This is a genomic window from Piscinibacter lacus, from assembly GCF_016735685.1.
Classification (GTDB): domain Bacteria; phylum Pseudomonadota; class Gammaproteobacteria; order Burkholderiales; family Burkholderiaceae_C; genus Aquariibacter; species Aquariibacter lacus.
This window is the reverse complement of sequence record NZ_JAERRA010000001.1, coordinates 743,495-766,511: the sequence shown is the minus strand read 5'-3', so window position 1 is coordinate 766,511 and position 23,017 is coordinate 743,495. Positions and strand designations below refer to the sequence as shown.

Genomic DNA, 23,017 nt, shown 5'->3' with positions numbered 1-23,017 from the left:
GACGGCTGCATGAGCGAACACGTTTCGACCCTCCCGACCGCAGGCCGCGGCGCCTGGCGCCCGGCCCTGGGCCTGCTGCTGGGCGGCCTGCTGGCGGCCCAGGCCCTGGCCCAGACGGCCCCGGCCCCGGCGCGCCGCGCGGCCGTGGCCCGGCCGGCGCCCGAGCAGCCGCTGCCCGAGCCCAGCCAGCAGACCCTGCAACCCGGCCAGCAAGTGCTGCTGCCGGTGGGCGGCAAGCTGATGCGGGTCTCGATCGGTCAGGACAGCATTGCCGACCTGACCCCGCTGCGCGATGCCAAGCAGGGCGACAGCGTGCTGCTGCGTGCCCGCAGCGTCGGCCGCACCGAGGTGCTGATCTGGCGCCAGGGCGCGAGCCAGCCGGTGGTGCACACCGTGGACGTGGTCGCCCGCCTCGGCGGCCTGGAGCTGAAGCCGGGCGAGTCCGGCGCGGCGACGATGGAGGGCGGCGCGCCCTCGCTGATCGAGCATGCCCAGGGCCGCAACGCGCTGGAGCGCGCCAGCGGCCTGAAGGAGCCGCTGATCGACGCCTCGGTCGTGCACGCCACGCCCGCGACCGTGCAGGTCGACGTCAAGGTCGTCGAGTTCAGCCGCAGCGTGCTCAAGGAAGTCGGCCTCAACCTGTTCAGCAACCGCACCGGCTTTTCCTGGGGCGTCTTCAGCCCCTCGACGCTGGGCACCGTCACGCCCGGGCCGGCGCTGGGCAATGGGGTAACGAACGGCTCGGCGCCGCGGCTGACCTTCTCGGGCAGCCGCGCGCCCTTCACCGACGCCTTCAACCTGGTGATCGGCCGCCGGGGCCTGGTCGCCAACCTGAGCCTGCTCGAATCCAACGGCCTGGCCCGCGTGCTGGCCGAGCCCAGCCTGACCGCGCTGTCGGGCCAGAGCGCCAGCTTCCTGGCCGGCGGCGAGATTCCCATCCCGGTGCCGCAGGGCCTGGGCTCGGTGGCCATCGAATACAAGTCCTTCGGCATCGGCCTGCAAGTCTCGCCGACGGTGCTGAGCGACGACCGCATCGTGCTGAAGGTGGCGCCCGAGGCCAGCGACCTGGACTTCGGCAACGGCCTGCAGATCAACGGCTCGCTGGTGCCGGCCATCATCACCCGCCGGGCCGACACCACGGTCGAGCTGGGCGATGGCGAAAGCTTCGTCATCGGCGGCCTGGTCAACACGACGACCACGTCCAACGTCGACAAGCTGCCGATCCTGGGCGACCTGCCCATCCTCGGCAGCTTCTTCAAGAACACGCGCTACAGCAAGGACGAGCGCGAGCTGCTGATCATCGTCACGCCGCGTCTGGTGCGCCCCATCGCCCGGGGCGCCGAGGTGCCGGGCCTGCCCGGCCAGGCCCGCAGCCGCGACGACGGTGCGGCCTTCCGCCACCACCTGCTCGGCCCCGCCCTCAGCGGCGAGGTCGTGCCGGGCTTCTCGCGCTGAGCCTGCGGGCCGCGCCCATGCCATGAGCACCAATCCCCCCGTGGAAGGTCCGCTGCCCGGGCTGTCGCTCGGCCTGCTGACCCTGGTCAGCGACAGCGAGGCCTCGACCCGCTGGCTGCGCGAAGTGCTCGGTCCGGCCGGCACCCTGCGGGTCTGCGGCATCGAGCCCGAGCGCCTGGCCGAGCGCCTGGGCACCGAGCGCGGCAGCCTGGTCGTGATCGACTTCAGCGAACCGCAGCGCGTGCCCGCCGCCGAGCTGGCGCAGCGTGCGGCCCTGGCCCTGCCGCAGTCGGCCATCGTCGCCATGGGCCGGGCGGCCGATGCCTCGACCGCCCTGGCCGCGCTTCGCGCCGGGGTGCGCGAGTTCATCGACACCGAGTCGCCGCCGGCCGACGCCCTGGCCGTGCTGGCCCGCCTGGTCCAGGCGCCGGCCGCGCCGCGGGTCATCAAGGGCAGCGTGGTCTCGCTCGTCGGCGCCCGGCCGGGCGTGGGCACCAGCACCCTGGCGGCCCATCTGGCGGTGATGCTGCAGGACCAGCTCAAGCGCGAGCAGCGCGGTGCCGCCCTGCTCGACCTCGGCATCCCGGTCGGCGACAGCCAGGTGCTGCTGGAGACCCGCGGCAGCTTCAGCTTTGCCGAAGCCGCCCGCAGCCAGCACCGCATCGACGCGACCTTCGTGCAGTCGGCCCTGCCGCGCCATGCCAGCGGCCTGGCCGTGCTCTCGCTGCCGGCCAATGTAGCCGAGCTGCGCGAGCTCTCGCATGCCTCGGCGGTCTCGGTCACCCAGCGCCTGCGGGCCTTCGTCGACCTGCAGCTCATCGACCTGGGCGGCTTCGCCAACCCCGAGTTCATCGCCCAGGTGGCGGCCATCAGCGACCACTGCCTGATGGTCTGCGACCAGGGAGCGCCCTCGGTCATCTCGGCGCTGGAACTCACCCGCACGCTGCGCGCACGTGGCCTGCGTCCGCAGCTCGTCGTCACCAAGGCCGACGACAACGTCGACCCCTCGCCGGCGCAGATCGCCGAGCGCCTGGAGCTGCCCCTGCTGATGGCCCTGCCCAACCGCTCGACGGCCTTGCTGCAGGCCATGAACACCGGCCGCCTGCTCAGCCAGGTCGCCCCGGGCGACCCCTATGTGAAGCTAGTGCGCCAGTTGGTGCAGCGCCTGCTGCCCGAGGGCGAGGGCGTCAGCAGCGTGGCCGCGCCGGCCGCCGGGCCGGCCGCCGGCCTGCGACAGTGGATCGGCAGCCTCCGCAAGAGCGGCCGCAGCGGGGCCTGAGGACAGCCGACATGCAAAGCAACTTCATCACCTTCGCGGACGATGGCGGCAGCGCCTTCACCACCACCCGCGAGTTCATGGACATCAAGGCGCGGGCCTACGAGCACCTGCTCACCCGCATCGAGGAGCTGGGCAGCGAGTTCACCCGCCTGTCGCGCCCGGCGGTGCAGCGCCTGGTCAGCACCGAGGTCGAGCGCTTCGTGCTCGGCAACAACCTGCCGCTGAACCAGGAGGAGCTGCGCACCGTCAGCGATTCGCTGACCAAGGAGCTGACCGGCTTCGGCCCGATCGAGGACCTGCTGCAGGACCCGGCGGTCGAGGACATCCTGATCAACGGCTGCAACTCGGTCTACGTCTCGCGCGGCGGCAAGCTGCAGAAGGTGGCCGTGCGCTTTGCCGACAACGCGCACCTGCTGCGCATCGTGCGCCGGATCCTGGCGCCGATCGGCCGGCGGCTCGATGAATCCAGCCCCATGGTCGATGCGCGCCTGGTCGACGGCGGCCGGATCAACGCCATCATCGAGCCGCTGTCGATCGACGGGCCGGTGGTCTCGATCCGCAAGTTCCGCAAGGACCCGCTCAAGCCCTCGGACCTGGTCGCGCTCGGCAGCTTCGACCAGCGCATGCATGACCTGCTCGAACAGGCGGTCAAGGCGCGCTGCAACATCCTCGTCAGCGGCGGCACCAGCTCGGGCAAGACCTCGCTGCTCAATGCCCTGGCCTCCTTCGCCACGCCCAGCGAGCGCGTGGTGACGATCGAGGACACCGCCGAGCTGTCGCTGAACCACCCGCATGTGGTGCGGCTGGAGACGCGGCCCGGCAGCTACGACGGCGGCGGCGCCGTCGGCCCGCGCGAGCTGCTGCGCAACACCCTGCGGATGCGGCCCGACCGCATCATCGTCGGCGAAGTGCGCGGCGCCGAGGTGCTGGAGATGCTGCAGGCCATGAACACCGGCCACGACGGCTCGATGGGTACCATCCACGCCAGCTCGCCGCGCGAATGCCTGTACCGCCTGGAGATGCTGGCCGGCTTCGGCGGCTACCAGGGCAGCGAGGCCAGCTTGCGGCGCCAGATCGCCAATGCGATCGACTTCATCATCCAGGTCGGCCGCCTGCCCGACGGCCGGCGCCGCGTGCTTTCGCTGACCGAGGTCACCGGGGTGGGCGACGCGATCATCGCCACCCAGGAGCTCTGCCGCCTCGACCCGGGCGACGGCGCCGACACCGAGCGCTGGGTCTGGACCGGCATCCGCGCGCACTCGCCGCGCATGGCGGCGGCCTCGGCGGCGCCGGCCTCGCCCAGCCTGGGGGATGCCTTCGGTGTCTAGCCACGTCCTGATCCTCCTGGCGGCGGCGCTGCTGCTGCTCGCCCTGGGCCTGGGCCTGTGGGGCGCGATGCGCCAGCGGGGCGAGGCCCGCCGTGCGGCGAGTTTTCTCGACGAGCGCCTGGCCGCCGTGCGTCACGGCGCGGCCGAGTCGTCGCCCGTGGCCGCCACGCTGCCCGGCGAGACCCTGCCGAACGGGGCGCGCCAGGTCTCGCTGAGCGCCCGGGGCGCCGGGCCCTGGTCGCGCCTGCTGCACCGCGCCGGCCTGCGGCCGGGCCTGCGCCACGGCCTGCTGGTGCTCGCGCCTGCGCCGCTGCTGGGCCTGTTCGTCGGGCTCAAGTCCAACCCGGCGGTCGGCCTGCTGGGCCTGGCCATCGGCGTGGCGCTGACGGCCCTGGTGCTGGGCCTGCGCATGCAGCGCCAGACCCAGGCCATGACCCATGCCCTGCCGCCCTTCATCGACACCATGGTCCGCCTGCTGGCGGTGGGCCAGAGCATTCCGGCGGCCTTCCTCTCGGCCATCGCCACCACCCGCGGCCCGCTGCGCACCTGCTTCGAGGCGGTCGGCCAGCGCGTGCGCGCCGGTGCCGACCTGGACCGCGCGCTGGAGCAGGCCGGCACCGTCTACGGCTTTCCGCCACTGCTGCTCTTCGGCGCCGTGGTGCGCATGAGCATCCAGTACGGCGGCCGGGTCGACCAGGTGCTGGAGCGGGTGGCCGTCTTCATGCGCGACCGCGAGCAGGCCCAGCAGGAGCTGGTCGCGCTCTCGGCCGAGACCCGCATGTCGGCCTGGATCCTGGCCCTGCTGCCGGCCGGGGTGGGCCTGAGCATCCTGTTCTTCAATGCGGCCTACCTCTCGGGCATGTGGGTCGACCCGACCGGCCAGATGCTGCTGATCGGCGCCTTTGCCCTGCAATTGCTGGGCAGCTACCTGATGTACCGGCTGGCCCGGCTGCGCTGAGATGAACCCGAGCGCCAACCCCCTGCCCATGCTGCTGCTGGCCGCCGCTGCGGCCCTCCTGCTGGCCCTGCTGCTGCTGGGCCTGGCCGTGCTGCTGCGGCGCCGCGCCCGCCAGCGCAGCAGCGAGCACCTGGAACGCGCGGTCGCCCTGCGCCGCCAGGATGCGAGCGATCTGCTCGACGACACCGACCTTTCCACCCTGGGCGCGCCGCCGCCGCAACTGGCCTTCCTGCAGCCGCTCTTCACCCTGCTCGACCAGAGCCTGGGCCGCGCCCTGGTCGCGCAGGAGGACCGCAGCCTGCTCGACCAGGCCGGCTTCCATGCGCGCCACCACCGCGGCCTCTACCTGATCGCGCGGCTGCTGTGCCTGGGCCTGTTCACCCTGGCCGCCATGGTGCTGCTGCCGCGGCCGGACGACCCGCTGCGCGCGCTGCTGCTGTGGCTGGGCGGCCTGGTGCTGGGCCTGATGCTGCCCAAGATCATGCTGCGCAGCCTGGCCGCGCGGCGCATGAAGCAAGCGCACGAGGAAACCCCGCTGCTGATCGACCTGCTCAAGCTGCTGCAGGGCACCGGCATCAGCCTGGACCAGACCCTGCAAATCATCGCCAGCGACTTCGGCCATGTGCTGCCGGTGCTGGGCGAGGAACTGGAATCGGCCAACCGCCAGTTCGCCGCCGGCCGCAACCGCGCCGACACCCTGCGCCGCCTGGCCCGCGTCTACCAGAGCGAGGACCTGGCCAATCTGGTGACCCTGCTCGGCCAGATCGACCGCCACGGCGGCGCGGTGCAGGAGCCGCTGCGCCAGTTCGGCGAACGCATCCGCGAGAAGCGCCGTGCCGCGCTGCGCGAGCAGGTCGGCCGGCTGAACGTGAAGATGACCGGCGTCATGGTCATCACCCTGCTGCCGGCCCTGCTGATCGTGGTGGCCGGCCCGGGCTTCCTGGCCATCGTGCGTTCGCTGGCCCGGATCTGAGAAGGCCTCATGAGACCCATCCGCCACGCCGCCCTGCTTGCCGCGCTGCTGCTTGCCGCCCTGGCGGCCCGGGCTGCGCCCGAGATCGGCCCGGGCAGCCGCCCGTCGACGCCCGAGGCTGCGGGCGAGCGCCCGGCGGCCGATCCGCGCCAGGCCTACCTCTCGGTGCTCGGCGAGCTGCGCGCCAGCGGCCAGCACTATGCGGTGCTGGCCCACCTCCAGAGCTACGAGGCCGAGTTCGGCGAAAGCGCCGACAGCCTGATGCTGCGCGCCGAGGCCCTTCGCGCCACCGGCCAGGGCGAGGCGGCCGGCCGCGTCTACACCCGCCTGCTCGACACCCCGCGCGCAGCGGCCGGTCACCACGGCCTGGGCCTGCTGGCCGGTGCGCGGGGCGACATGCCGCAGGCTGCCACGCTGCTGGCCCGGGCCGCCGCGCTGGAGCCCACCAACCCGGTGCTGCAAAGCGACCTGGGCTATGCCCTGCTGGCCAGCCAGCGCTTCGGGGAGGCGCGCGGCCCGATCTTCACCGCCGCCCAGCTCGCGCCCAACGATCCGCGCATCCTGGCCAACCTGGCGCTCTACCACGCCAGCGTGGGCGACAAGGCCGCGACCGAGGCCGTGCTGGCCCGGCCGGGCCTGAGCGAGGCCACCCGGCAGATCGTGCGCAGCATGCTCGCGCCGCCGGCCGCCGAGCAGCCGCGCAGCCCGGCGCCGGCAACCGCGCCGAACGCTGGCCTGAACCTCCAGTTCGACTACCGCCTGCCGCGCCTGCCGGCGCCGGCCCGGCCGCCCCTTCCTCCTTCTGCCGCCGCTTCGTCCGGAGTGCCCCGATGAACCTGAATCCCCTCCCCACCTTCCGCCCGCTCGGTCGGACGGCCGCCCTGCTGCTGGGCCTGCTGGCCGCGGGCAGCTTGCAGGCCCAGGACGGCGCGCCCGCCCCGGCCGCGCCGGAAACCGCCGCCGAAGGCCAGGTCGGCCACAGCACGCGCGCCTGGATGGAGTTGCAACGCAGCAACCGCCAGGCGGGCCGCAGCCATCCGGTGCCCGGCGAAGTGGCTTCCGCCACCTGGAAGCGCTATGTCGACAGCTTCCGCATGCCGGTGGGAACGGGCGCGGCCAGCCCCAGCGCGGTGACGGGCACGGCAGCGGCCGTCCCGTCCTCGACCGGGGGCAGCAGCTCGGGCGGGATGCGCTGAGATGCGCCGCCTGTCCAGCCTGCGGCGACCGCGCGAGCGCGGTGCTGCCATGCTGATCGGCGTGGCGGCGCTGGGCTTGGCCCTGGCCGCGCTGATGGTGCTGGACGTGGGCAATGTCTTCTCGCAGCGGCGCATCCTGCAAAAGGCGGCCGACGCGGCCGCGCTGGCGGCCACCCAGATCGTCGACCCGGCCTGCTCGACGGCTACCCCCACCGCCCGCTCGGTCGCGCAGCGCAACGGCCTGCCCACCACCGCCGCGACCAGCACCGCGGAATGCGGACGCTGGGATCCGCAGGCCGGTGCGGCGCCGCGTTTCTTCAGCGTCGGTGCGGCGCCCTTCAATGCCGTGCGGGTGCGGCTGTCGCGCGAGGTGCCGTACTTCTTCGGCTTGTTCGGCTCGACCGACCGCACGGTCACGGCCGAGGCCACGGCCGCCATCACGCCCATCACCACCATCTCGGTCGGTTCGGGCGTGGCGGCGCTGACCGATGCCAGCCCGCTCAATGCCCTGCTCTCGGGCCTGCTGCGCAGCAGCGTCAACTTGAGCCTGGCCAGCTACCAGGGCCTGGCGAATGCCCGGGTGCGGCTGCTCGACCTGGTGCAGGCCGATCCCCTGCGCCTGGGCACCGTCGACGAGCTGCTCGCCAGCAACATCACCCTGGGCGACCTGCTGCTCGCCGCGGCGAATGCCCTCGGGCCGGATCAGGCCCTGGCCATCAATGCGCTCAATGCCCTGGCGGTGCAGGCGCAGTCGCTGAATGTGCCGGTGGGCGACCTGCTCAATGTGAATGCGCTCACCGATGCCGCGGCGGCCGAGGCCCGCATCAATGTGCTGGAGCTGCTCACCGTCGGCGCCCAGGTCGCCAACCACAACAGGTTCATCGCCGTGAACACCGGCCTCAACCTGGGGCCGCTGGCCAGCCTGACGCTGGGCCTGCGCATCATCGAGCCGCCGCAGATCGCGGTGGGCGGCGTCGGCGCCAGCGCCAAGACGGCGCAGACGCGGCTGCGGCTCAACCTGACCCTGCTCAATCTCAACCTCGGCGTCGCCAGCACCGCCATCCAGTTGCCCCTGGCCCTGGAGGCGGCGCCGGCCCGGGCCACCGTGACGGCCCTGCAATGCGGCCGCAGCTTTGCCGAATCGCGGGTGCAGCTCAGTGCCCAGACCGGCGTGGCCAGCCTCTGCCTGAGCCGCTCGGCGGCCACCGGCACCCTCAGCTCGCCCGAGACCTGCGCCACCAACACCCAGCCCGCAGCGCTGGCCAACATCAATGTGCTGGGCCTGGTGAACGTGGGCCTGCGCGGCTATGTGAATGTGCAGGCGATCAACTCCAGCGCGGCGCCGCTGAGTTACGGCAGCGGCGCGACCGAGCCGGTCAATGACGGCAGCTACCGGGTCGGCACCTCGCTGGGCGGCGCACTGGCCCATGCCTTGCGGCCAGGCTCGCTGCAACTGAGCCTCGACACCTCGGGCGTGCTGGGCCTGGTGGGCCTCATCGTCAACCCCCTGCTCTCGACCCTGATTCCGCTGATCGAGGGCCTGCTCAGCAGCGTGCTGACGGCGATCACGCCCCTGCTCGACGGCGTGTTGTCCCCGCTGGGCCTGGAAATCGGCTATGCCGACGTGAACCAGATCCGCCTGCAGTGCAACCAGGCCGAGCTGGTCTACTGAGCCGCGCGCCGCGGCTGTGCTTCAGCCGCGGGCGAAGGGCGCCACGCCGATCCACTCGACATGCAGCTTGAGCGCGAACAGCGCCCAGGCGCCCAGGCCGAGGCCGACCGTCAGCAGGGTGGGCAGCATGCGGCCCGTCGCGCGCACGGCGCCGCTGGCCCGGTCGCGCTGACGCGCGGCCCGGAAGGCCAGCACCGCCCACACGGTGAAGCTGCCGAACAGCAGCAGGTCGGCCAGCGTGCCGTTGGCCAGCAGATGCCCCAGGCCCCAGAGCTTGACGCCCAGCACCATCGGATGCCCCAGGCGCGCGCGCAGGGCATTGCCCGGAATCTGCGAAGCCACCAGCAGCACGAAGGCCGGCAGCGTCAGCAGGGCCGCGACATGGCGCATGGCGGCGGGCGGGGTCCACAGCAGCAGGGGCTGCTCGCGCGCGGCGGCATAGCCCATCACGATCAGCACCAGGCCCAGGGCCGAGGCCAGGCTGTAGCCCAGCTTCCAGGCGCCGGGGCCGAGGCGGTCGATCAGCGCCAGCCGGGCCGGCTCGGCCAGGATGCGGGCGGAATGCACGCCCAGGAAAATCAGCAGGCCGAGGATCAGCAGGGTCATGAGGCGGGCTCCGTGCAGCGCGGCCCCATCGGCCGCGGGCGCATTGTCACCAGCGCCGGCCCTCAGCGCCGGCCGGCGGGCGTCGTCGCCAGGCGCAGCAGGCCCAGCAGGGCGGCGGCCGGCCACAGCCAGCCCACCCACTGCGAGATGCCGTGGAAGCGGATGAAGCGGCCCTGCTCCCAGCCCTGCAGGCTGGCTTCCACATAGGGATCCTCGGGCGCGAGATTGGCCAGCAGCAGGCCCGCGGCCAGCAGCGGCAGGCCGAGCTGCGCCACCCGCCGGGCCGGCAGCGGCACCAGCAACAGGGCCAGCAGCGCGGCCAGGGCCAGGGCGGGCGCGACCGGCGGCGTCCACCAGGCCAGGGCATGCTCGGGGCCGAAATTCAGCGCCGTCGACAGGGTGCTGGTGCCCACCGCCAGCAGCAGGGCGCCGACCAGCAGGCCGGCCCGCCGGGGGCCGGGGGCGGTGATCGCCGAGGCCACCAGGCAGGGCGCCAGCGCGCCCAGGCTGACGGTGATCACGCTGCCCAGCGGGCCCAGGGCGGGCAGCGCGCCCTGCCCGGCCTGCAGGGTGTCGGCCCAGGGCGTGCCGGCCAGGGCGCCCTCGGCCAGCTCGCGCAGCCGCGGCAGCACCTGGCCTGGCGCAAAGGGCAGGGCCGGCGGATAGAGCAGACCGAGCGGCCACAGCCACAGCAGGGCCAGGCCGAAATCCGCCCCCGGCAGGAAGCACTGCCGCCGCACCGTGGACCAGCGCGCCAGCGCCCCCGCCGCATGCAGCAGCAGCACGAAGGCCGCGCCCAGCGCGGCGCCCAGGGTGTTGCAGAGCCAGTCCAGCCGCGAGGGCACCCGCACCGGCAGCAGATGCTGGACCGATTCCAGCCCCTGGCTCAGCAGCGCGCCCGCCAGGGTGGCGCCGAGCAGGGCCGCCAGCCGCCCGCGGCCGCCGCGCAACTGGGCGGTGGTCAGGAAGGCGCCGAAGGGCGCATAGCCCAGCACATTGACCAGGGTGTCGAAGCGCGTCTGGTAGTGCGGCCAGGGCAGCAGGCCCAGGCTGAGCCAGCCGTCGCGCGGCGCCGTCCAGTCGATGAAGGGGTGCAGGCTCGCGTAGACGATCAGCCCGGCGCAGACGGCAGCCAGCGTCCAGGCCGAGCTGCGCTCCGCGGCCATCGCGCGCCGGTCAGAAGGGCTTGACGACGACCAGCACCACCGCCGCGATGAAGAGCAGCACCGAGACCTCGTTGAAGACCCGGAACCAGCGGTGGCTGCGGCGGTTGGCGAAGCCTTCGAAGTCGCGCAGCAGGCGCTTGCAGACGTGGTGGTAGCCGATGATGCCGACGACCAGCAGCAGCTTGGCATGCAGCCAGCCATTGCCCGGGCCGCGGCCGATGCCGTAGTGCAGCCACAGCAGCAGGCCGAGCACCAGGGCCGGGATCATCAGCAGCCCCGCGAAGCGGTGCAGCTTGCGCGCCATCAGCAGCAGGCGCTCGCGCTCGGCATGGCTGTCGGCCGGCACCATCGCCAGGTTGACGAAGATGCGCGGCAAGTAGAAAAGGCCAGCGAACCAACTGGCCACGAAGACGATGTGAAAGGCTTTGACCCAGAGCATCGGCCCATTATGCGAGCCGCTCCGGGACAGGCGCCGGGGCGGCTGGATTCCGCCCGGCCCGTTCAGCCCCTGTCAGCGCACGAAGAAGGACTGGCCTCGTGCGCTGCGCAGGATCATCGCGCCCGAATCCGGCGAGGCCAGCAGCGTGCCGGCATCGCCGCGCAGCTCGACCCCGCGCGCCGTGCTGCGCCACTGGCCGCCGCGGCCCAGGCCGGCGATGGGCTCGCCGCCGATGCCGAAGCTGCCGTCGCGCGCCAGCACCAGGGCGCCGGGCGTGCCGTTGGCGCCGCGGTAGAGGCCGATCACGGCTTCCGGATCGACGGCGGGCTGGGCCGCCTGGCCGGCGCGGTTCCAGAAGTAAGTCCCCGAGAGGATGCCCGCACCCACCGCGACCAGGGGATGGGCCGAGGCGGCGACGAGCAGGTTGTTCACCGAAGCCCCGCCCCAGAAGGCCGAGCTGGTCTGGTTGAAGCGCTGCCGCTGCGCCGGGGGCAGGGTGTCGGCGTACTCGATCAGGCCGAGCTTGAAGCCGATCAGCGCGATCAGGCCCAGCGGCGAGGGCGTGACCAGGGGATTGGTCTCGACCCCGCCGGCGCTGATGGCCAGGTGGGTGCTGAGGCTGTCGAAGACCGCCGCCTGGCGCGGGCTCAGCCGGGGCAGGCCGGTGGCTTCGGGCGGGGCGGCGGCGTCGGGCGCCGGCTGGCCCACGCGGGCGTGATCGCTGGGCGGCGCGTCGGCCGCGGGATCGGATTCGGCCTGGGCGCCTAGGGCGCACAAGCCCAGGACGGCCGCCAGGAACAGGGGGCGCAGGGGGGTGGAGAGGGAGGGCATGCGAGGGGTCCGGGCTGGGTGGAAGGACCCCGGCGAACCGGCCTGCTGCGTGTCGAGCGTCGCGGCCTTCGTCGGAGGAACCATGGCCTCCACGATAGGGAGCACCCCCTCGGCCCACTCGCTCGATAAGCGGCGCCTTCCCGGCCCGCTTCGCCTCCGTCCCCGCCCCTTTGTGCGGAACCGCACGGCGCCCGCCCCGGGCGTCGCAGCAAGAAAAAAGCCCCGGCAGGGCCGGGGCTTGAAAACCTGTTCGCTGTCACACGTTCAGGCTCCTGCTCAGGGAGGAAAGCAGGGACGCGATGCAAGCACCACGCCGCTCGGAATGTTACCGGAAGCTGTCGCGACCGGGGCGGGCCGCCCCCCCGAGGGCGAGGGGCGGCAGGCCGTCCCTGACAATCTGCCGACCCGTCGACCCCTGCACCGCCCCGCCATGCCCGCCTTCCTGCAACGCTTTCCCGCCACCCGCCCGCGCCGCCTGCGCCGCGATGCCGCCGTGCGCGCCATGGTGCGCGAGCACCGCCTGCATCCGAGCGACCTGATCCTGCCGGTCTTCGTGCTGGAAGGCGCGGGCCGCAGCGAGGACGTGGCCTCCATGCCCGGCGTGCAGCGCCTGAGCCTGGACCGGCTGCTGCCCCTGGCCGAGCAATGCCTCACGCTGGGCGTGCCGGCGATGGCCCTGTTCCCGGTGATCGACGATGCGCGCAAGTCCGACGACGGCCGCGAGGCCCTGAACCCCGAAGGCCTGGTGCCGCAGGTGGTGCGCGAACTCAAGCGCCGCTTCCCTGAGCTGGCGCTGATGACCGATGTCGCGCTCGACCCCTACACCGCCCACGGCCAGGACGGCCTGCTCGACCCGAGCGGCTACATCCTCAACGACGAGACGGTCGAGGTGCTGGTCGGCCAGGCCCGGGTGCAGGCCGAGGCCGGCGTCGACATGGTCGCGCCCAGCGACATGATGGACGGCCGCATCGGCGCCATCCGCGAGGCCCTGGAGGCCCATGGCCACATCCACACGCGGATCATGGCCTACAGCGCCAAGTACGCCAGCGCCTTCTACGGCCCCTTCCGCGACGCGGTCGGCAGCGCCGGCAAGCTCGGCAAGGCCGACAAGAAGGTCTACCAGATGGACCCGGCCAATGGCGACGAGGCCCTGCGCGAGGTGGCCCTCGACATCGCCGAAGGCGCCGACATGGTCATGGTCAAGCCAGGCCTGCCCTACCTCGACATCGTGCGCCGGGTGAAGGAGGAATTCGGCGTGCCGACCTTCGCCTACCAGGTGAGCGGCGAGTACGCCATGCTCAAGGCCGCCGCCGCGAACGGCTGGCTGGCCCACGACGCGGTGATGATGGAAAGCCTGCTGGCCTTCAAGCGCGCCGGCGCCGATGGCGTGCTGAGCTATTTCGCGCTCGACGCCGCCCGCTGGCTGCGCGAGCACCCGCTGGACTGAAGCAGCCGGCCCGCCATGCGCATCTTCCACGTCAACGACGGCTTCCAAGAGCTTCAGGCCCTGCCCGAGGCCCTGCCGGCCAGCGGCTTCCTGTGGCTGGCCAGCGGCCGGCGCGCCTTCGAGGTCGGCCTGCCCGAGGCGCAGGCGGCGTTGCAGCGCTGGGGCTGCGGCGGCCTGGTCGACTTGCATGTGTCGGACCTGCTGAACCTGCACCTGCCCTCGCAGTACGACTACACGAGCTGGTACGACCTGCTGGTCTTCCGCCGCCTGGCGGTGGGCCAGGGCACCAGCGCGCTCTTCCTCGACGAGCAGCACGGCACCGCCCAAACGGCGCGCCAGGCTCTGGCCTCGATCGACACCAGCCCGGTGGGCTTCGCCGTCTTCGACCGGGTGCTGATCACCGTGCACCCGACCGACTGCGCGGTGCGCGAGTTCTTCGTCGCCCGGCTGGCGCAGATGGCCGGCGGCCCGCCGGTCAGCCTGAGCGGCAGCGAGGCGCGCCCCGCCGCCGGCCGCCTGCCGGCCAGCCCGGCCGACCTGATGCTGCGCATCGTCAACCACATGGTCGACAGCTACCTCGACCTGCGCCGCCTGCTGACCCGCCAGCTCGGCTACTTGCAGGCCGAGCTGCTCGGCCCGCGCAGCCGCTTCGACAACTGGCAGGCGCTGCTCGACAGCCGCAACACCCTGCACGCGCTGGAAGACACCTGCGAGGACCAGCGCAGCGCGGTGCAGGAGTGGATCGACGCGCTCGACGAATGGCCGGTCGAGCACGAACCGCAAGCCGCCCGCGAACGCGAGCTGCTGCGGGTGCGCTCGCGCGATGTGCTGGAGCATGTCGAGCGGGTGCTCAGCCATGTGCGGCGGCTGGAGGGCTCGGTCGAGAGCGCGGTGCAGATGCACTTCTCGGCCCAGAGCAACCGCACCAACGACATCATGCGGACGCTGACCGTGCTGACCGCGGTCTTCATGCCGCTGAACCTGATCACCGGCTTCTTCGGCATGAATTTCGACTTTCTGCCGCTGATCCACAGCAGCGGCGGCGTCTGGGCGACCAGCGCCGTGATGGTCGCCCTGGGCGCCGGCCTGCTGATGTACTTCCGGCGCAAGCGCTACCTGGGCCGCGGCGGCTTGCGCTGAGGCGGGCTCAGCCGCGCAGGCGGTCGAAGGTCGCGCGCGCCAGGCAGAGATCGTCCCAGGCCTTGGCCTTCTCCATCGGGCTGCGCAGCAGGTAGCTGGGGTGGTAGCTGACGAGGGCCGGCCGGCCGGCCACCTCATGCACCTGGCCGCGCAGGCGGCCCAGCGGCGCCTCGCTGCCGAGCAGGCCCTGCACCGCAGAGCGGCCCAGCAGCAGCAGCATGCGGGGCTGCACCAGCTCGATCTGGCGCTGCAGGAAGGGCAGGCAGGCGGCCAGTTCGGCCGGCGCAGGATTGCGGTTGCCGGGCGGGCGGCACTTGAGCGTGTTGGCGATGTAGACGCCCTGGTGCTGCGGCTCGGCGGCCGGCGCGCCCGCGCGGCCGGCGCCCTGGCGCGAGACGCCGATGCTCGCCAGCATGCGGTCGAGCAACTGGCCGGACTTGCCGACGAAGGGCAGGCCCTCGCGGTCCTCCTGCTCGCCCGGCGCCTCGCCGACGATCATCCATTCGGCATCGCGCGGGCCGGCCTCCAGCACGGTCTGGCGGCGCTGGGCGCACAGGCCGCAGGCCTGGCAGCCGGACACGGTGGCGGCCAGGGTCGACCAGTCCATCGCGGCGACCGGACCGGACCGCGGGACGATCGGCCCGGGCGGTAGCAAGGGGGCGGATGGGGGCGCTGCGGCTGCGGGGCCGTGGGCCGCGGGGCGGCCAGGCGGCTGGGCGGGTGCGGGCGGGGGAGGCGGCGCAGGCGCGGAGACCCCGGCGGCAACCCTTCCGGCGGCCCCGTCCGCCCGGGCGGCCGGCTCGGCGGCCGCCCGCAGCGGGGCCGGAAGCTGCACGCCCAGCTCGGCCAGCATGGCGCGGCGGCGCTCATCCAGCATGGGCTGCTCCCGTGGGGTCGAGCGCCAGGGCCATCACGATCGCATCCTCGCGTTCGCCGCGGCCGGCCGGGTAGTAGCCTTTGCGCCGGCCCAACTCGACAAAGCCATAGCGGCGGTAAAGGCGCTGGGCGCCGGCATTCGAGGGCCGCACCTCCAGCCAGAGCTTGGCGCAGCCCAGGCCGCGGCCCAGCACGCACAGGGCATCGAGCAGGGCACGGCCATGGCCGCGGCCCTGGACCGCCGGGTGGACGGTGAGGTTGAGCAGATGCATCTCCTCGAAACCCACCATGCCGACCGAGTAGCCGAGCAAGCGCTCGTCCTCCAGGGCGAACAGCAGGGTGATGGGGTGGCCGCTGCGCAGCGAATCGAGAAAGTTGCCACGGCTCCAAGGGAAGGCATAGGCCTGCTGCTCGATGGCCATGACGGCATCGAGATCGTCGGCAGCCATGGGCCGCAGCCAGGTCGCGCCCTGGAGTACCGGCGGGCTGCTCATGCGGCGGAGGGGGCCGGGGCGGCGCGGGCGGCCTCGCGCTCGGCCGTGGTCTGCGCGACCTTGTCGCGCACATAGAGCGGCAGGGCCAGGGCGGCATCGACCGCCAGGCCGGCCGCCCAGGCCGCGCGGGCCAGGTTCAGCAGCGCCAGGCCGTCGAGGCGGGCTTGCGGCACGGCCTGCGGGCCGGCCGCCAGCGCGCCCCAGGCCTCGGCATGGACTTCGAGGCTGTTGCCGGCGATCCAGACCGGGCCGGCGGCGACGCAGCGGGCGGCCAGGGCGGCGGGGGCATGCAGGCCGGGCGGCTCGACCGGGAGCCAGCCCCCGTCCGCCGCGCGGCGGTAGGCGGCGGCATAGCACTCGTTCATGCGGGCATCGACGGCGACCCAGGCCAGTTCGCCCGGTGCCGGGCCGGCGCCGGCCGGCCAGGCAGCCACGGCGACGGCGAGCAGGCTGTCGAGTCCCAGCACCGGCTTGTCCAGGCCGAAGGCCAGGCCCTGGGCCACTGCGCAGGCGGTGCGCACGCCGGTGAAAGCCCCGGGGCCGCGGCCAAAGCCGATGGCGTCCAGGCTTGCGGCGGCGATGCCGGCCTCGTCGAGCAGGGCCTGCAGCGCCGGCAGCAGGCTGGACGAGGCCTGGGCGCAGCCGGGCAGGGCCCGCTGGGCCGTGTGCGCCCCGGCCTGCAGGGCGAGGTGCAGGGTGTCGGTGGCGGCATCGATCACGAGCAGCCGCGGCGGGGCATTCAGGTCGGGCATGGCCGGCCAGTTTAGGCGGCCGGCCTGTCTATGATCGCCCGCATGCCTGTGTCCGTCCTGCGCCTTGCGCGCGTCCTGTCCGGCTGGCGGCGTGGCAGGCCCGGCCGGCTGCTGGGCCGCTGGCCCGCCGCTTTTTCTGCCCTTTTGCCTGTCCTTGGGACCGCCCTGCTGATCGGCCCGGGGCCGGCCGAAGCCCTGCCCGCCGAGGTGCGGCAAGCCCTGCGCGCCGCCGGCCTGCCGCCCGAGGCCCTGGCCGTCGAGGTGCGCCCGCTGACCCAGGCCGAGGCCCCCGCGCGCCTGGCCTGGCGCGAGACCGAGTCGCTGAATCCGGCCTCGCTGATCAAGCTGTTCACGACCGGCGTGGCGCTGGAACAGCTCGGCCCCTCCTGGACCTGGCGCACGCCGGTCGCGCGCACCGGCCGGCTCGATGCCGAGGGCGTGCTGCATGGCGATCTGGTGATTCAGGGCCGGGGCGACCCCAGCCTGGTGCTGGAACGCGTCTGGCTGCTGCTGCGCGAGCTGCGCGAGCGCGGCCTGCGCGAGATCCGCGGCGACCTGCTGCTCGACCGCCGCGCCTTCGCGCTGCCGCCGCACGACCCGGCCGCCTTCGACGGCGAGGCCTTGCGGCCCTACAACGTCGGCCCCGACGCCCTGCTGCTGAACCAACAGGTGCTGCGCCTGCGCCTGGTGCCCGAGCCCGAGGCCGGCCGCGTGCGGATCAGCCGCGAGCCGCCCGACGAGACCGCGCCCGGCGCCGATTTCCTGCCCCTGGCCGCCCCCGGCACACCCTGCGGCGACTGGCGTGCCGCGCTCACGCCGCGCTTGCAGCCCGGCCAGCCGCTGCGCCTGGCGGGGCGCTACCCGGCCGCCTGCGGCGAGCGAATCTGGGCCTTTGCCGACTCCGATCCGGCCCGCTATGCGGCCCGCCTGCTGCCCCTGCTGTGGGCCGAGCTGGGCGGCCGCCTGCACGGCCGGGTGCGCGAGGCGCCGGCGCCGGCCGAGGCGCGCTGGTGGTTCAGCTTCGAATCGCAGCCGCTGGCCCATGTGGTGCGCGACATCAACAAGTTCAGCAACAACCCCATGGCCCGCCAGCTCGCGCTGACGCTGGCGCTGGAGGTCGGCGCACCACCGCGCGGCCCCGCCGAAGGCCCCGAGCCCGATCCCCTGGCCCTGCCGCCGCCGGCCACGCCCGAGGCGGCGCGGCGGCTGATCGAGGCCTGGGTGCGCGAGCGCAGCGCGGGCGCCTGCCCGGCCGAGGCCTTGCGGGTCGACAACGGCGCCGGCCTCTCGCGCGAAGGCCGCAGCAGCATGCGCTGCCTGGCCGGCTGGATCGCCGCGCTCTGGTCCGGCCCGGCCATGCCGGAGCTGCTGGCCTCGCTGCCGGTGGCCGGCCTCGACGGCACCGCCCGCCGCCGCGACCGCGACTGGGGCCCGGCCCGCGGCCGGGCCTGGCTGAAGACCGGCTCGCTGCGCGACAGCCTGGGCCTGGCCGGCGTGGTGCAGGGCCGTTCGGGCCAGCGCTATGCCTTTGCCGCGCTGCTCAACCATGCGGACGCCGGCAAGGGCCGGCCGGTGCTCGACGCCCTGGTGCGCTGGACGGCCGAGGACGCCCCCGAGACGGCCGCCCGCCCGGCCGCCCCCGCGCGCGAGGCCGCGCGATGAGCAGCCCTGGCCCGCTCTGGGAGGCCGTCGGCCTGCTGGCCGCCACCCTCACCACGGCCGCCTTCGTGCCGCAGGTCTGGCTGAGCTGGCGCAGCGGCAACCTGGCCGGCGTGTCGATGGGCATGTATGCGGCCCTGGCCCTGGGCATCGTGCTGTGGCTGCTCTACGGCCTGGCGCTGGGCTCCTGGCCACTGATCCTGGCCAATGCGATCAGCCTGCTGCTGACCCTGGCCATGCTGGGCATGGCTTGGCGCTGGCGCCGCCGGCAGCGCGCTGCGCGGGACGACCTACCGACTGGCTGAGCCCGGGCGCCGCCGGCCCCGGCCGCCCGGACGCCGCGCCCCGAAGCGGCTCAGCCTTCCAGGATGAACTGCATTTGCGTGCCGGCCAGCTCGATCAGGTCGCCGCTGCTCAGGTGCACCGGCTCGCCCCAGACGATTTCACCGTTCAGCCGGGGCCGCGCCGCGCCTTCGATGTGGGTCAGCGAGTAGCCGCCCGGCCGCTTGGTGATGGCCGCCACCTGCACGCCCGGCTTGCCCAGGGTGGTGACGACCTTGCTGAGCTGCACCTCGCGGCCCGCCGCGCTGCCGTTGAGCACCCGCACCGAGGCGCTGAGCGCGCCGACCACCTGGGCCTGCACCGGCGCCGCAAGGGCCGGTAGGGTCTCGCCCGCGCGGGTGGCGGGCGCCTGGCGCAGGGTCACCGTGGTCTCGTAGTCGGTGGCCTCGGCCGCGACGAAGCGCAGCCGGTACTTGCCGATCTCGACCACGTCGCCATGCACCAGGGCCTGGCGGCGGATGGCCTTGCCGTTGATGTAGGTGCCGTTGGTGGAATTGAGGTCCTCGATGACGAAGCCTTCGCCGCTTTGTTGCAGCACGGCATGCTCGCCGCTGACGGCGAGGTTGTCGATCACGATGTCGTTGTGCGGGCGGCGGCCGAGGCGGGTGCGGTCCTTGGTGAGCGCGACCTCCTTGATGACGAGCCCGTCGAGCGACACGATCAGCTTGTTCATGGACGAAAACCTTAGAAGCCGGCGCGTCGAGGCGCCCTGTCGGCCGGGCCGGCCCCTGCGGGCCCGGGCGGGGCGGCTGTCAGCGGCCCCCGCGATCCCACCACCGCCGGCGCGGGGCCGGTCCACCGGCCATCCGGATCAGCACCAGGGAAATGTTATCGCGCCCGCCTGCGGCATTGGCCGCGTCGATCAGCCGGGCCGCGCAGGCCGGTAAGGCCTCCGCGGTGGCCGGCAGCAGGGCCGCGATCTCGGGATCGTCGAGCATGTCGCTCAGCCCGTCCGAGCACAGCAGCAGGCCCTCGCCCGGCCGCAGCGGATGCCAGGCCAGGTCGGCCTCGACGGCCGGCGCCACGCCGAGCGCCCGGGTGACGAGGTTGCGGTGGGCCGCGTGCCGGGCCTGGTCCGGCCGGATCAGGCCGGCGTCGAGTTGCTCCTGCAAGAGGGAATGGTCGCGGCTGAGCGGCCGCAGGCCCTCCACCCCCCAGCGGTAGGCACGCGAATCGCCGACATGGCCGAGCTGCACGCCCTCGGGCCGCAGCACGGCCACGACCACCGTGGTGCCCATGCCGGCCCAGGCCGCATGCTGCTGCGCGGCATGCAGGATGGCCTGGTTGGCCTCGGCAATCGCGGCGCGCAGGCGCTGCGCGACCTCGTCGGCCGCGGCCTGCCGGCCCGGGCCGCGCAGCCAGGGCAGGAGCAGGCTGCCGATGCGGTCGACGGCCATCTGGCTGGCGATCTCGCCGGCGTTGTAGCCGCCCATGCCGTCAGCCAGCACGGCCAGGCCGGCCTCGGCGTCGATGAGGAGGGCGTCCTCATTGTTCTGGCGCTGGCGGCCGGTGTCGCTGGCCCCGGCGTATTCCAGGCTCAGGCCGGCCGCCGCAGGCGGCTTGAGGGCGCTCATGCCCGGGCGGCCGGCGGCCCGGCCGGCGTGCGCAGCGCGTCCAGGGCGCGGGCCAGGGTGGCGGCCTCGGCGGGCCGGGCTTCGGGGTTCGGGTCCAGGGTCTGGCGCAGCAGCCGGTCCAGCGCCTCGGGCAGCTCGGGGCGCAGGGCCCGCAGCGCAGGCGGCGGCCCGCCGGCCCGCGCACGCAGGCGCTGGGGCAGGGGCAGGCCGGCATGCGGCCATTGGGCGGTGAGCATGAAGAAGAGTGTGGCACCGAGGCTGTAGAGGTCGCAGCGGCCATCGACCGGGGCGCCGGCCAGCAGCTCGGGCGCCTGGGTGTCCAGGCTGCCCAGGGCGGTGCCGGTGCGGGTCAGCTCGGCGCCGTCGAGCCGCGCCAGGCCGAAGTCGGCCAGCTTGAGCTGCTTGCGCGCCGGGTCGATCAACAGGTTGGCCGGCTTGAGGTCGCGGTGGATCACGCCGTGGCGGTGCGCATGGTCCAGCGCCCAGGCGATGCGTGCGCCCAGGTGCAGCACGGTGGCCAGCGGCAGGGGCTGGCCGGGCGGCAGGGCGCGGCCGAGATCGCCGCCCGCGATGCGCTCCATCGCCAGATAGGGCCGGCCCTCGGCATCGAGGCCGGCCTCGTGCAGGCGCAGCAGGTCGGTATGCAGCAGTCGCGCGGCGAGCGCGGCCTCCTGCAGGAAGCGGCGCCGCAGGTCGGCACCGTCGGCGCCCGGCTCCAGGGGCTTGAGGCGCTTGAGGGCGAGCGGCCGGCCGTCGCGGCTGTCGCGGGCGGCCAGCACCTCGGCAGTGCCGCCTTCGCCGATCCAGCCTTCCAGGCGGTAGGGGCCGATGTGGCTCGGCCAGCCCGCCGGCAGGGGGGCGAAGCCGCCGTCGCTGCGCGGCCTCAGGCCGGCCCAGTCGGCATCGGGCGCTTCGGCGGGGCGATCCATCGGGGGCGCGCGGCGATCCGCCGGGTCCGCAGCCTGCGGACCCGGGCCCCTCAGTGGACCGCCTTCTTCGCGCCGACCAGCTTGCCGATGGCCAGCACCAGCAAGGCCCCGGCGATGCCGGCGCCGTACTTGAGCGTGTCGCTCACCTCGATCTTGGGGACGGAAGCCATCACGTCCGGATTGACCAGGGCCGGGTCGGTCACGGCCATGGTGCCGGCGATCCAGCCCAGCAGCATGCCGCCGATGGTGATGATGGCCGGGAAGCGGTCCATCAGCTTGATGACCAGTTGCGAGCCCCAGACGATGATCGGGATGCTGACCAGCAGGCCGAAGATGACCAGGGGCATCTGGTGGTCGCCCGCGCTCTCGGCGGCCCCGGCGATGGCGATGACGTTGTCGATGCTCATCACCAGGTCGGCAACGATGACCGTCTTGACCGCGGCCCAGAGCTTATCGGAAGCCTGGATGTTGGCGTGCTCGTCGTCATGCTCGGGCATCAGCAGCTTGATGCCGATCCACAGCAGCAGCACGGCGCCGACGATCTTGAGCAGCGGGATCTGCAGCAGGGTCAGCGCGAAGAAGATCAGGATCACCCGCAGGCCGATCGCGCCGGCCGTGCCCCACAGGATGCCGAGGCGGCGCTGGGCCGGCGGCAGCTTGCGGCAGGCCAGCGCGATGACCACCGCGTTGTCGCCGCCGAGCAGGATGTCGATCATGATGATCTGCCCGACGGCGATCCAGAACTCGGGGGTCATCAGGGCTTCCATCGCGGATCCTCTTGGCTGGTCTTGACTGGGTGTGGGGGGCGCCCGCAGCCCGGCGCGAGCCGGGGGGCTGAAACAGCGCGGGAGTGTAGGGGTCGGTCGCGACGCTCCCGTGCGTAGTGCTACGCATCGCGTCAGCCGGCGCGAGCGGCCACGAAAAAGGGCCCCGAAGGGCCCCGTCGTGCGCGCTGTCCGCGCGATGCATGCGCTGCGGGGCGGCCCGCGGGCCGCCGCTGGCTCACAGCATCTTCTTGAGCAGGCGCGCCATCTCGGAGGGATTGCGGGTCACGGTGAAGCCGCATTCCTCCATGATGGCCAGCTTGGCATCGGCGGTGTCGGCGCCGCCCGAGATCAGCGCGCCGGCATGGCCCATGCGTTTGCCCGGGGGGGCGGTGACGCCGGCGATGAAGCCGACCACCGGCTTCTTCATGTTCGCCTTGCACCAGCGCGCGGCTTCGGCTTCGTCCGGGCCGCCGATCTCGCCGATCATGATCACCGCATCGGTGTCCGGATCGTCGTTGAAGGCCTGCATCACGTCGATGTGCTTGAGGCCGTTGATCGGGTCGCCGCCGATGCCGACCGCGGTCGACTGGCCCAGGCCCAGCTCGGTGAGCTGCGCGACGGCTTCATAGGTCAGCGTGCCCGAGCGGCTGACCACGCCGATGCGGCCCTTGCGGTGGATGTGGCCCGGCATGATGCCGATCTTGATTTCCTCAGGCGTGATCAGGCCCGGGCAGTTGGGGCCCAGCAGCAGGGTCTTCTTGCCGCCGGCGGCTTCCTTGGCCTTCATCTTGTTGCGCACGATCAGCATGTCCTTCACGGGAATGCCTTCGGTGATGCAGATGACCAGGTCCAGGTCGGCCTCGACCGCTTCCCAGATGGCCGCCGCGGCGCCCGCGGGCGGCACATAGATCACGCTGGCATTGGCGCCGGTCGCGCCCTTGGCCTCGGTGACGCTGGCGAAGATGGGGATGTCCGAGAACTTCTCGCCCGCCTTCTTGGGATTCACGCCGGCGACGAAGCAGTCCTTGCCCATCGCGTAGGCCTGGCAGCCCAGGGTGTGGAACTGGCCGGTCTTGCCGGTGATGCCCTGGGTGATGACCCGGGTGTCCTTGTTGATCAGGATGCTCATGGGGG

At 73.3% G+C, this 23,017-nt stretch carries 24 protein-coding genes; 12 read left to right on the top strand and 12 right to left on the bottom strand.

Annotation, left to right across the window (positions count from 1 at the left end; genetic code table 11):
- Nucleotides 1-9: 9 nt before the first annotated feature.
- Genes JI742_RS03485 through JI742_RS03450 form a run of 8 tightly spaced genes read left to right on the top strand, consistent with a single transcriptional unit; the run spans nucleotide 10 to nucleotide 8,861 of the window.
- Nucleotides 10-1,455, top strand: coding sequence for a type II and III secretion system protein family protein (locus tag JI742_RS03485; protein ID WP_201824031.1), 1,446 nt, complete (start codon nucleotides 10-12; stop codon nucleotides 1,453-1,455).
- A gap of 22 nt (nucleotides 1,456-1,477) precedes the next feature.
- Nucleotides 1,478-2,734, top strand: coding sequence for a CpaE/TadZ family protein (locus JI742_RS03480; protein ID WP_201824029.1), 1,257 nt, complete (start codon nucleotides 1,478-1,480; stop codon nucleotides 2,732-2,734).
- 11 nt (nucleotides 2,735-2,745) lie between these two features.
- Complete coding sequence (locus JI742_RS03475; RefSeq protein WP_201824027.1) at nucleotides 2,746-4,062, top strand: TadA family conjugal transfer-associated ATPase; 1,317 nt, start codon at nucleotides 2,746-2,748, stop codon at nucleotides 4,060-4,062.
- Nucleotides 4,055-5,020 (top strand): type II secretion system F family protein, encoded by a 966-nt coding sequence (locus JI742_RS14105; RefSeq protein WP_201824025.1) that lies wholly within the window; start codon nucleotides 4,055-4,057, stop codon nucleotides 5,018-5,020. Before JI742_RS03475 ends, JI742_RS14105 begins: the two co-directional genes overlap by 8 nt.
- Nucleotide 5,021: 1 nt before the next feature.
- The gene (locus tag JI742_RS03465; RefSeq protein WP_236676764.1) at nucleotides 5,022-5,993 is read left to right on the top strand and encodes a type II secretion system F family protein; all 972 of its coding nucleotides are present in this window, start codon (nucleotides 5,022-5,024) and stop codon (nucleotides 5,991-5,993) included.
- A gap of 9 nt (nucleotides 5,994-6,002) precedes the next feature.
- On the top strand, nucleotides 6,003-6,827 hold the full coding sequence (locus JI742_RS03460; protein WP_201824023.1) for a tetratricopeptide repeat protein: 825 nt from the start codon (nucleotides 6,003-6,005) through the stop codon (nucleotides 6,825-6,827).
- The gene (locus JI742_RS03455) at nucleotides 6,824-7,189 is read left to right on the top strand and encodes a DUF3613 domain-containing protein (protein ID WP_201824021.1); all 366 of its coding nucleotides are present in this window, start codon (nucleotides 6,824-6,826) and stop codon (nucleotides 7,187-7,189) included. The genes JI742_RS03460 and JI742_RS03455 overlap by 4 nt, the downstream gene beginning before the upstream one ends.
- A 1-nt stretch (nucleotide 7,190) precedes the next feature.
- Nucleotides 7,191-8,861: a TadG family pilus assembly protein gene (locus tag JI742_RS03450; protein WP_201824019.1), complete on the top strand. Its 1,671-nt coding sequence runs from the start codon at nucleotides 7,191-7,193 to the stop codon at nucleotides 8,859-8,861.
- 21 nt (nucleotides 8,862-8,882) lie between these two features.
- Here the strand turns inward: JI742_RS03450 and JI742_RS03445 are convergent, their stop codons facing one another.
- The 4 genes from JI742_RS03445 to JI742_RS03430 form a co-directional block, all read right to left on the bottom strand.
- The gene (locus JI742_RS03445; protein ID WP_201824017.1) at nucleotides 8,883-9,467 is read right to left on the bottom strand and encodes an NnrU family protein; all 585 of its coding nucleotides are present in this window, start codon (nucleotides 9,465-9,467) and stop codon (nucleotides 8,883-8,885) included.
- Nucleotides 9,468-9,529: 62 nt separating this feature from the next.
- Complete coding sequence (locus JI742_RS03440) at nucleotides 9,530-10,633, bottom strand: VanZ family protein (protein WP_201824015.1); 1,104 nt, start codon at nucleotides 10,631-10,633, stop codon at nucleotides 9,530-9,532.
- 10 nt (nucleotides 10,634-10,643) lie between these two features.
- The gene (locus JI742_RS03435; protein ID WP_201824013.1) at nucleotides 10,644-11,072 is read right to left on the bottom strand and encodes a CopD family protein; all 429 of its coding nucleotides are present in this window, start codon (nucleotides 11,070-11,072) and stop codon (nucleotides 10,644-10,646) included.
- A gap of 72 nt (nucleotides 11,073-11,144) precedes the next feature.
- Nucleotides 11,145-11,903, bottom strand: coding sequence for a hypothetical protein (locus tag JI742_RS03430; RefSeq protein WP_201824011.1), 759 nt, complete (start codon nucleotides 11,901-11,903; stop codon nucleotides 11,145-11,147).
- A 430-nt stretch (nucleotides 11,904-12,333) separates the two neighbouring features.
- Between JI742_RS03430 and hemB the strand changes: the two genes are divergently transcribed.
- Complete coding sequence (hemB, locus tag JI742_RS03425; RefSeq protein ID WP_201824009.1) at nucleotides 12,334-13,350, top strand: porphobilinogen synthase; 1,017 nt, start codon at nucleotides 12,334-12,336, stop codon at nucleotides 13,348-13,350.
- Between the two features lie 15 nt (nucleotides 13,351-13,365).
- Nucleotides 13,366-14,490 carry a magnesium transporter CorA family protein gene (locus JI742_RS03420; protein ID WP_201824007.1) on the top strand — a complete coding sequence of 375 codons (1,125 nt, stop codon included), beginning with the start codon at nucleotides 13,366-13,368 and terminating at the stop codon, nucleotides 14,488-14,490.
- A 7-nt stretch (nucleotides 14,491-14,497) separates the two neighbouring features.
- On the opposite strand, the gene JI742_RS03415 is transcribed toward JI742_RS03420, so the two are convergent.
- The 3 genes from JI742_RS03415 to tsaB are packed head-to-tail and all read right to left on the bottom strand — an operon-like array spanning nucleotide 14,498 to nucleotide 16,612.
- The gene (locus JI742_RS03415) at nucleotides 14,498-15,367 is read right to left on the bottom strand and encodes a uracil-DNA glycosylase (protein ID WP_236676763.1); all 870 of its coding nucleotides are present in this window, start codon (nucleotides 15,365-15,367) and stop codon (nucleotides 14,498-14,500) included.
- A complete protein-coding gene (gene rimI / locus JI742_RS03410; protein ID WP_201824006.1) occupies nucleotides 15,357-15,860 on the bottom strand; it encodes a ribosomal protein S18-alanine N-acetyltransferase in 504 nt (167 codons plus the stop codon). Before rimI ends, JI742_RS03415 begins: the two co-directional genes overlap by 11 nt.
- The gene (gene tsaB / locus JI742_RS03405) at nucleotides 15,857-16,612 is read right to left on the bottom strand and encodes a tRNA (adenosine(37)-N6)-threonylcarbamoyltransferase complex dimerization subunit type 1 TsaB (RefSeq protein WP_201824005.1); all 756 of its coding nucleotides are present in this window, start codon (nucleotides 16,610-16,612) and stop codon (nucleotides 15,857-15,859) included. The genes rimI and tsaB overlap by 4 nt, the downstream gene beginning before the upstream one ends.
- A 144-nt stretch (nucleotides 16,613-16,756) precedes the next feature.
- On the opposite strand from tsaB, the gene JI742_RS03400 reads away from it, so the two are divergent.
- Together JI742_RS03400 and JI742_RS03395 are read left to right on the top strand one after the other, a co-directional pair.
- Entirely contained in the window at nucleotides 16,757-18,274 is a 1,518-nt protein-coding gene (locus JI742_RS03400) for a D-alanyl-D-alanine carboxypeptidase/D-alanyl-D-alanine-endopeptidase (protein ID WP_236676762.1), read from the top strand.
- Nucleotides 18,271-18,576 carry a SemiSWEET family sugar transporter gene (locus JI742_RS03395; protein WP_201824003.1) on the top strand — a complete coding sequence of 102 codons (306 nt, stop codon included), beginning with the start codon at nucleotides 18,271-18,273 and terminating at the stop codon, nucleotides 18,574-18,576. Before JI742_RS03400 ends, JI742_RS03395 begins: the two co-directional genes overlap by 4 nt.
- Before the next feature lie 50 nt (nucleotides 18,577-18,626).
- On the opposite strand, the gene JI742_RS03390 is transcribed toward JI742_RS03395, so the two are convergent.
- The 5 genes from JI742_RS03390 to sucD all read right to left on the bottom strand — a co-directional run bounded on the left by JI742_RS03390 (nucleotide 18,627) and on the right by sucD (nucleotide 23,012).
- Complete coding sequence (locus tag JI742_RS03390) at nucleotides 18,627-19,286, bottom strand: FHA domain-containing protein (protein ID WP_201824002.1); 660 nt, start codon at nucleotides 19,284-19,286, stop codon at nucleotides 18,627-18,629.
- Nucleotides 19,287-19,365: 79 nt separating this feature from the next.
- Nucleotides 19,366-20,187: a PP2C family protein-serine/threonine phosphatase gene (locus JI742_RS03385; protein ID WP_201824001.1), complete on the bottom strand. Its 822-nt coding sequence runs from the start codon at nucleotides 20,185-20,187 to the stop codon at nucleotides 19,366-19,368.
- The gene (locus JI742_RS03380) at nucleotides 20,184-21,116 is read right to left on the bottom strand and encodes a serine/threonine-protein kinase (RefSeq protein WP_201824000.1); all 933 of its coding nucleotides are present in this window, start codon (nucleotides 21,114-21,116) and stop codon (nucleotides 20,184-20,186) included. Before JI742_RS03380 ends, JI742_RS03385 begins: the two co-directional genes overlap by 4 nt.
- Before the next feature lie 50 nt (nucleotides 21,117-21,166).
- Nucleotides 21,167-21,883, bottom strand: a complete 717-nt coding sequence (locus JI742_RS03375; protein ID WP_201823999.1) for a TerC family protein — start codon at nucleotides 21,881-21,883, stop codon at nucleotides 21,167-21,169.
- A gap of 235 nt (nucleotides 21,884-22,118) precedes the next feature.
- Complete coding sequence (sucD, locus tag JI742_RS03370; protein ID WP_201823998.1) at nucleotides 22,119-23,012, bottom strand: succinate--CoA ligase subunit alpha; 894 nt, start codon at nucleotides 23,010-23,012, stop codon at nucleotides 22,119-22,121.
- Nucleotides 23,013-23,017: the final 5 nt, after the last annotated feature.

What these genes read in the sequence shown, in the direction of transcription:
- sucD (WP_201823998.1), bottom strand. Translation starts at nt 23,012, where the DNA reads ATGAGCATCCTGATCAACAAGGACACCCGGGTCATCACCCAGGGCATC.
- JI742_RS03380 (WP_201824000.1), bottom strand. Translation starts at nt 21,116, where the DNA reads ATGGATCGCCCCGCCGAAGCGCCCGATGCCGACTGGGCCGGCCTGAGG.
- JI742_RS03440 (WP_201824015.1), bottom strand. Translation starts at nt 10,633, where the DNA reads ATGGCCGCGGAGCGCAGCTCGGCCTGGACGCTGGCTGCCGTCTGCGCC.
- JI742_RS03485 (WP_201824031.1), top strand. Translation starts at nt 10, where the DNA reads ATGAGCGAACACGTTTCGACCCTCCCGACCGCAGGCCGCGGCGCCTGG.
- JI742_RS03460 (WP_201824023.1), top strand. Translation starts at nt 6,003, where the DNA reads ATGAGACCCATCCGCCACGCCGCCCTGCTTGCCGCGCTGCTGCTTGCC.
- JI742_RS03465 (WP_236676764.1), top strand. Translation starts at nt 5,022, where the DNA reads ATGAACCCGAGCGCCAACCCCCTGCCCATGCTGCTGCTGGCCGCCGCT.
- JI742_RS03480 (WP_201824029.1), top strand. Translation starts at nt 1,478, where the DNA reads ATGAGCACCAATCCCCCCGTGGAAGGTCCGCTGCCCGGGCTGTCGCTC.
- hemB (WP_201824009.1), top strand. Translation starts at nt 12,334, where the DNA reads ATGCCCGCCTTCCTGCAACGCTTTCCCGCCACCCGCCCGCGCCGCCTG.
- JI742_RS03430 (WP_201824011.1), bottom strand. Translation starts at nt 11,903, where the DNA reads ATGCCCTCCCTCTCCACCCCCCTGCGCCCCCTGTTCCTGGCGGCCGTC.
- JI742_RS03390 (WP_201824002.1), bottom strand. Translation starts at nt 19,286, where the DNA reads ATGAACAAGCTGATCGTGTCGCTCGACGGGCTCGTCATCAAGGAGGTC.
- JI742_RS03450 (WP_201824019.1), top strand. Translation starts at nt 7,191, where the DNA reads ATGCGCCGCCTGTCCAGCCTGCGGCGACCGCGCGAGCGCGGTGCTGCC.
- JI742_RS03475 (WP_201824027.1), top strand. Translation starts at nt 2,746, where the DNA reads ATGCAAAGCAACTTCATCACCTTCGCGGACGATGGCGGCAGCGCCTTC.
- JI742_RS03375 (WP_201823999.1), bottom strand. Translation starts at nt 21,883, where the DNA reads ATGGAAGCCCTGATGACCCCCGAGTTCTGGATCGCCGTCGGGCAGATC.
- JI742_RS03395 (WP_201824003.1), top strand. Translation starts at nt 18,271, where the DNA reads ATGAGCAGCCCTGGCCCGCTCTGGGAGGCCGTCGGCCTGCTGGCCGCC.
- rimI (WP_201824006.1), bottom strand. Translation starts at nt 15,860, where the DNA reads ATGAGCAGCCCGCCGGTACTCCAGGGCGCGACCTGGCTGCGGCCCATG.
- tsaB (WP_201824005.1), bottom strand. Translation starts at nt 16,612, where the DNA reads ATGCCCGACCTGAATGCCCCGCCGCGGCTGCTCGTGATCGATGCCGCC.
- JI742_RS03385 (WP_201824001.1), bottom strand. Translation starts at nt 20,187, where the DNA reads ATGAGCGCCCTCAAGCCGCCTGCGGCGGCCGGCCTGAGCCTGGAATAC.
- JI742_RS03415 (WP_236676763.1), bottom strand. Translation starts at nt 15,367, where the DNA reads ATGCTGGATGAGCGCCGCCGCGCCATGCTGGCCGAGCTGGGCGTGCAG.
- JI742_RS03445 (WP_201824017.1), bottom strand. Translation starts at nt 9,467, where the DNA reads ATGACCCTGCTGATCCTCGGCCTGCTGATTTTCCTGGGCGTGCATTCC.
- JI742_RS03420 (WP_201824007.1), top strand. Translation starts at nt 13,366, where the DNA reads ATGCGCATCTTCCACGTCAACGACGGCTTCCAAGAGCTTCAGGCCCTG.
- JI742_RS03455 (WP_201824021.1), top strand. Translation starts at nt 6,824, where the DNA reads ATGAACCTGAATCCCCTCCCCACCTTCCGCCCGCTCGGTCGGACGGCC.
- JI742_RS03435 (WP_201824013.1), bottom strand. Translation starts at nt 11,072, where the DNA reads ATGCTCTGGGTCAAAGCCTTTCACATCGTCTTCGTGGCCAGTTGGTTC.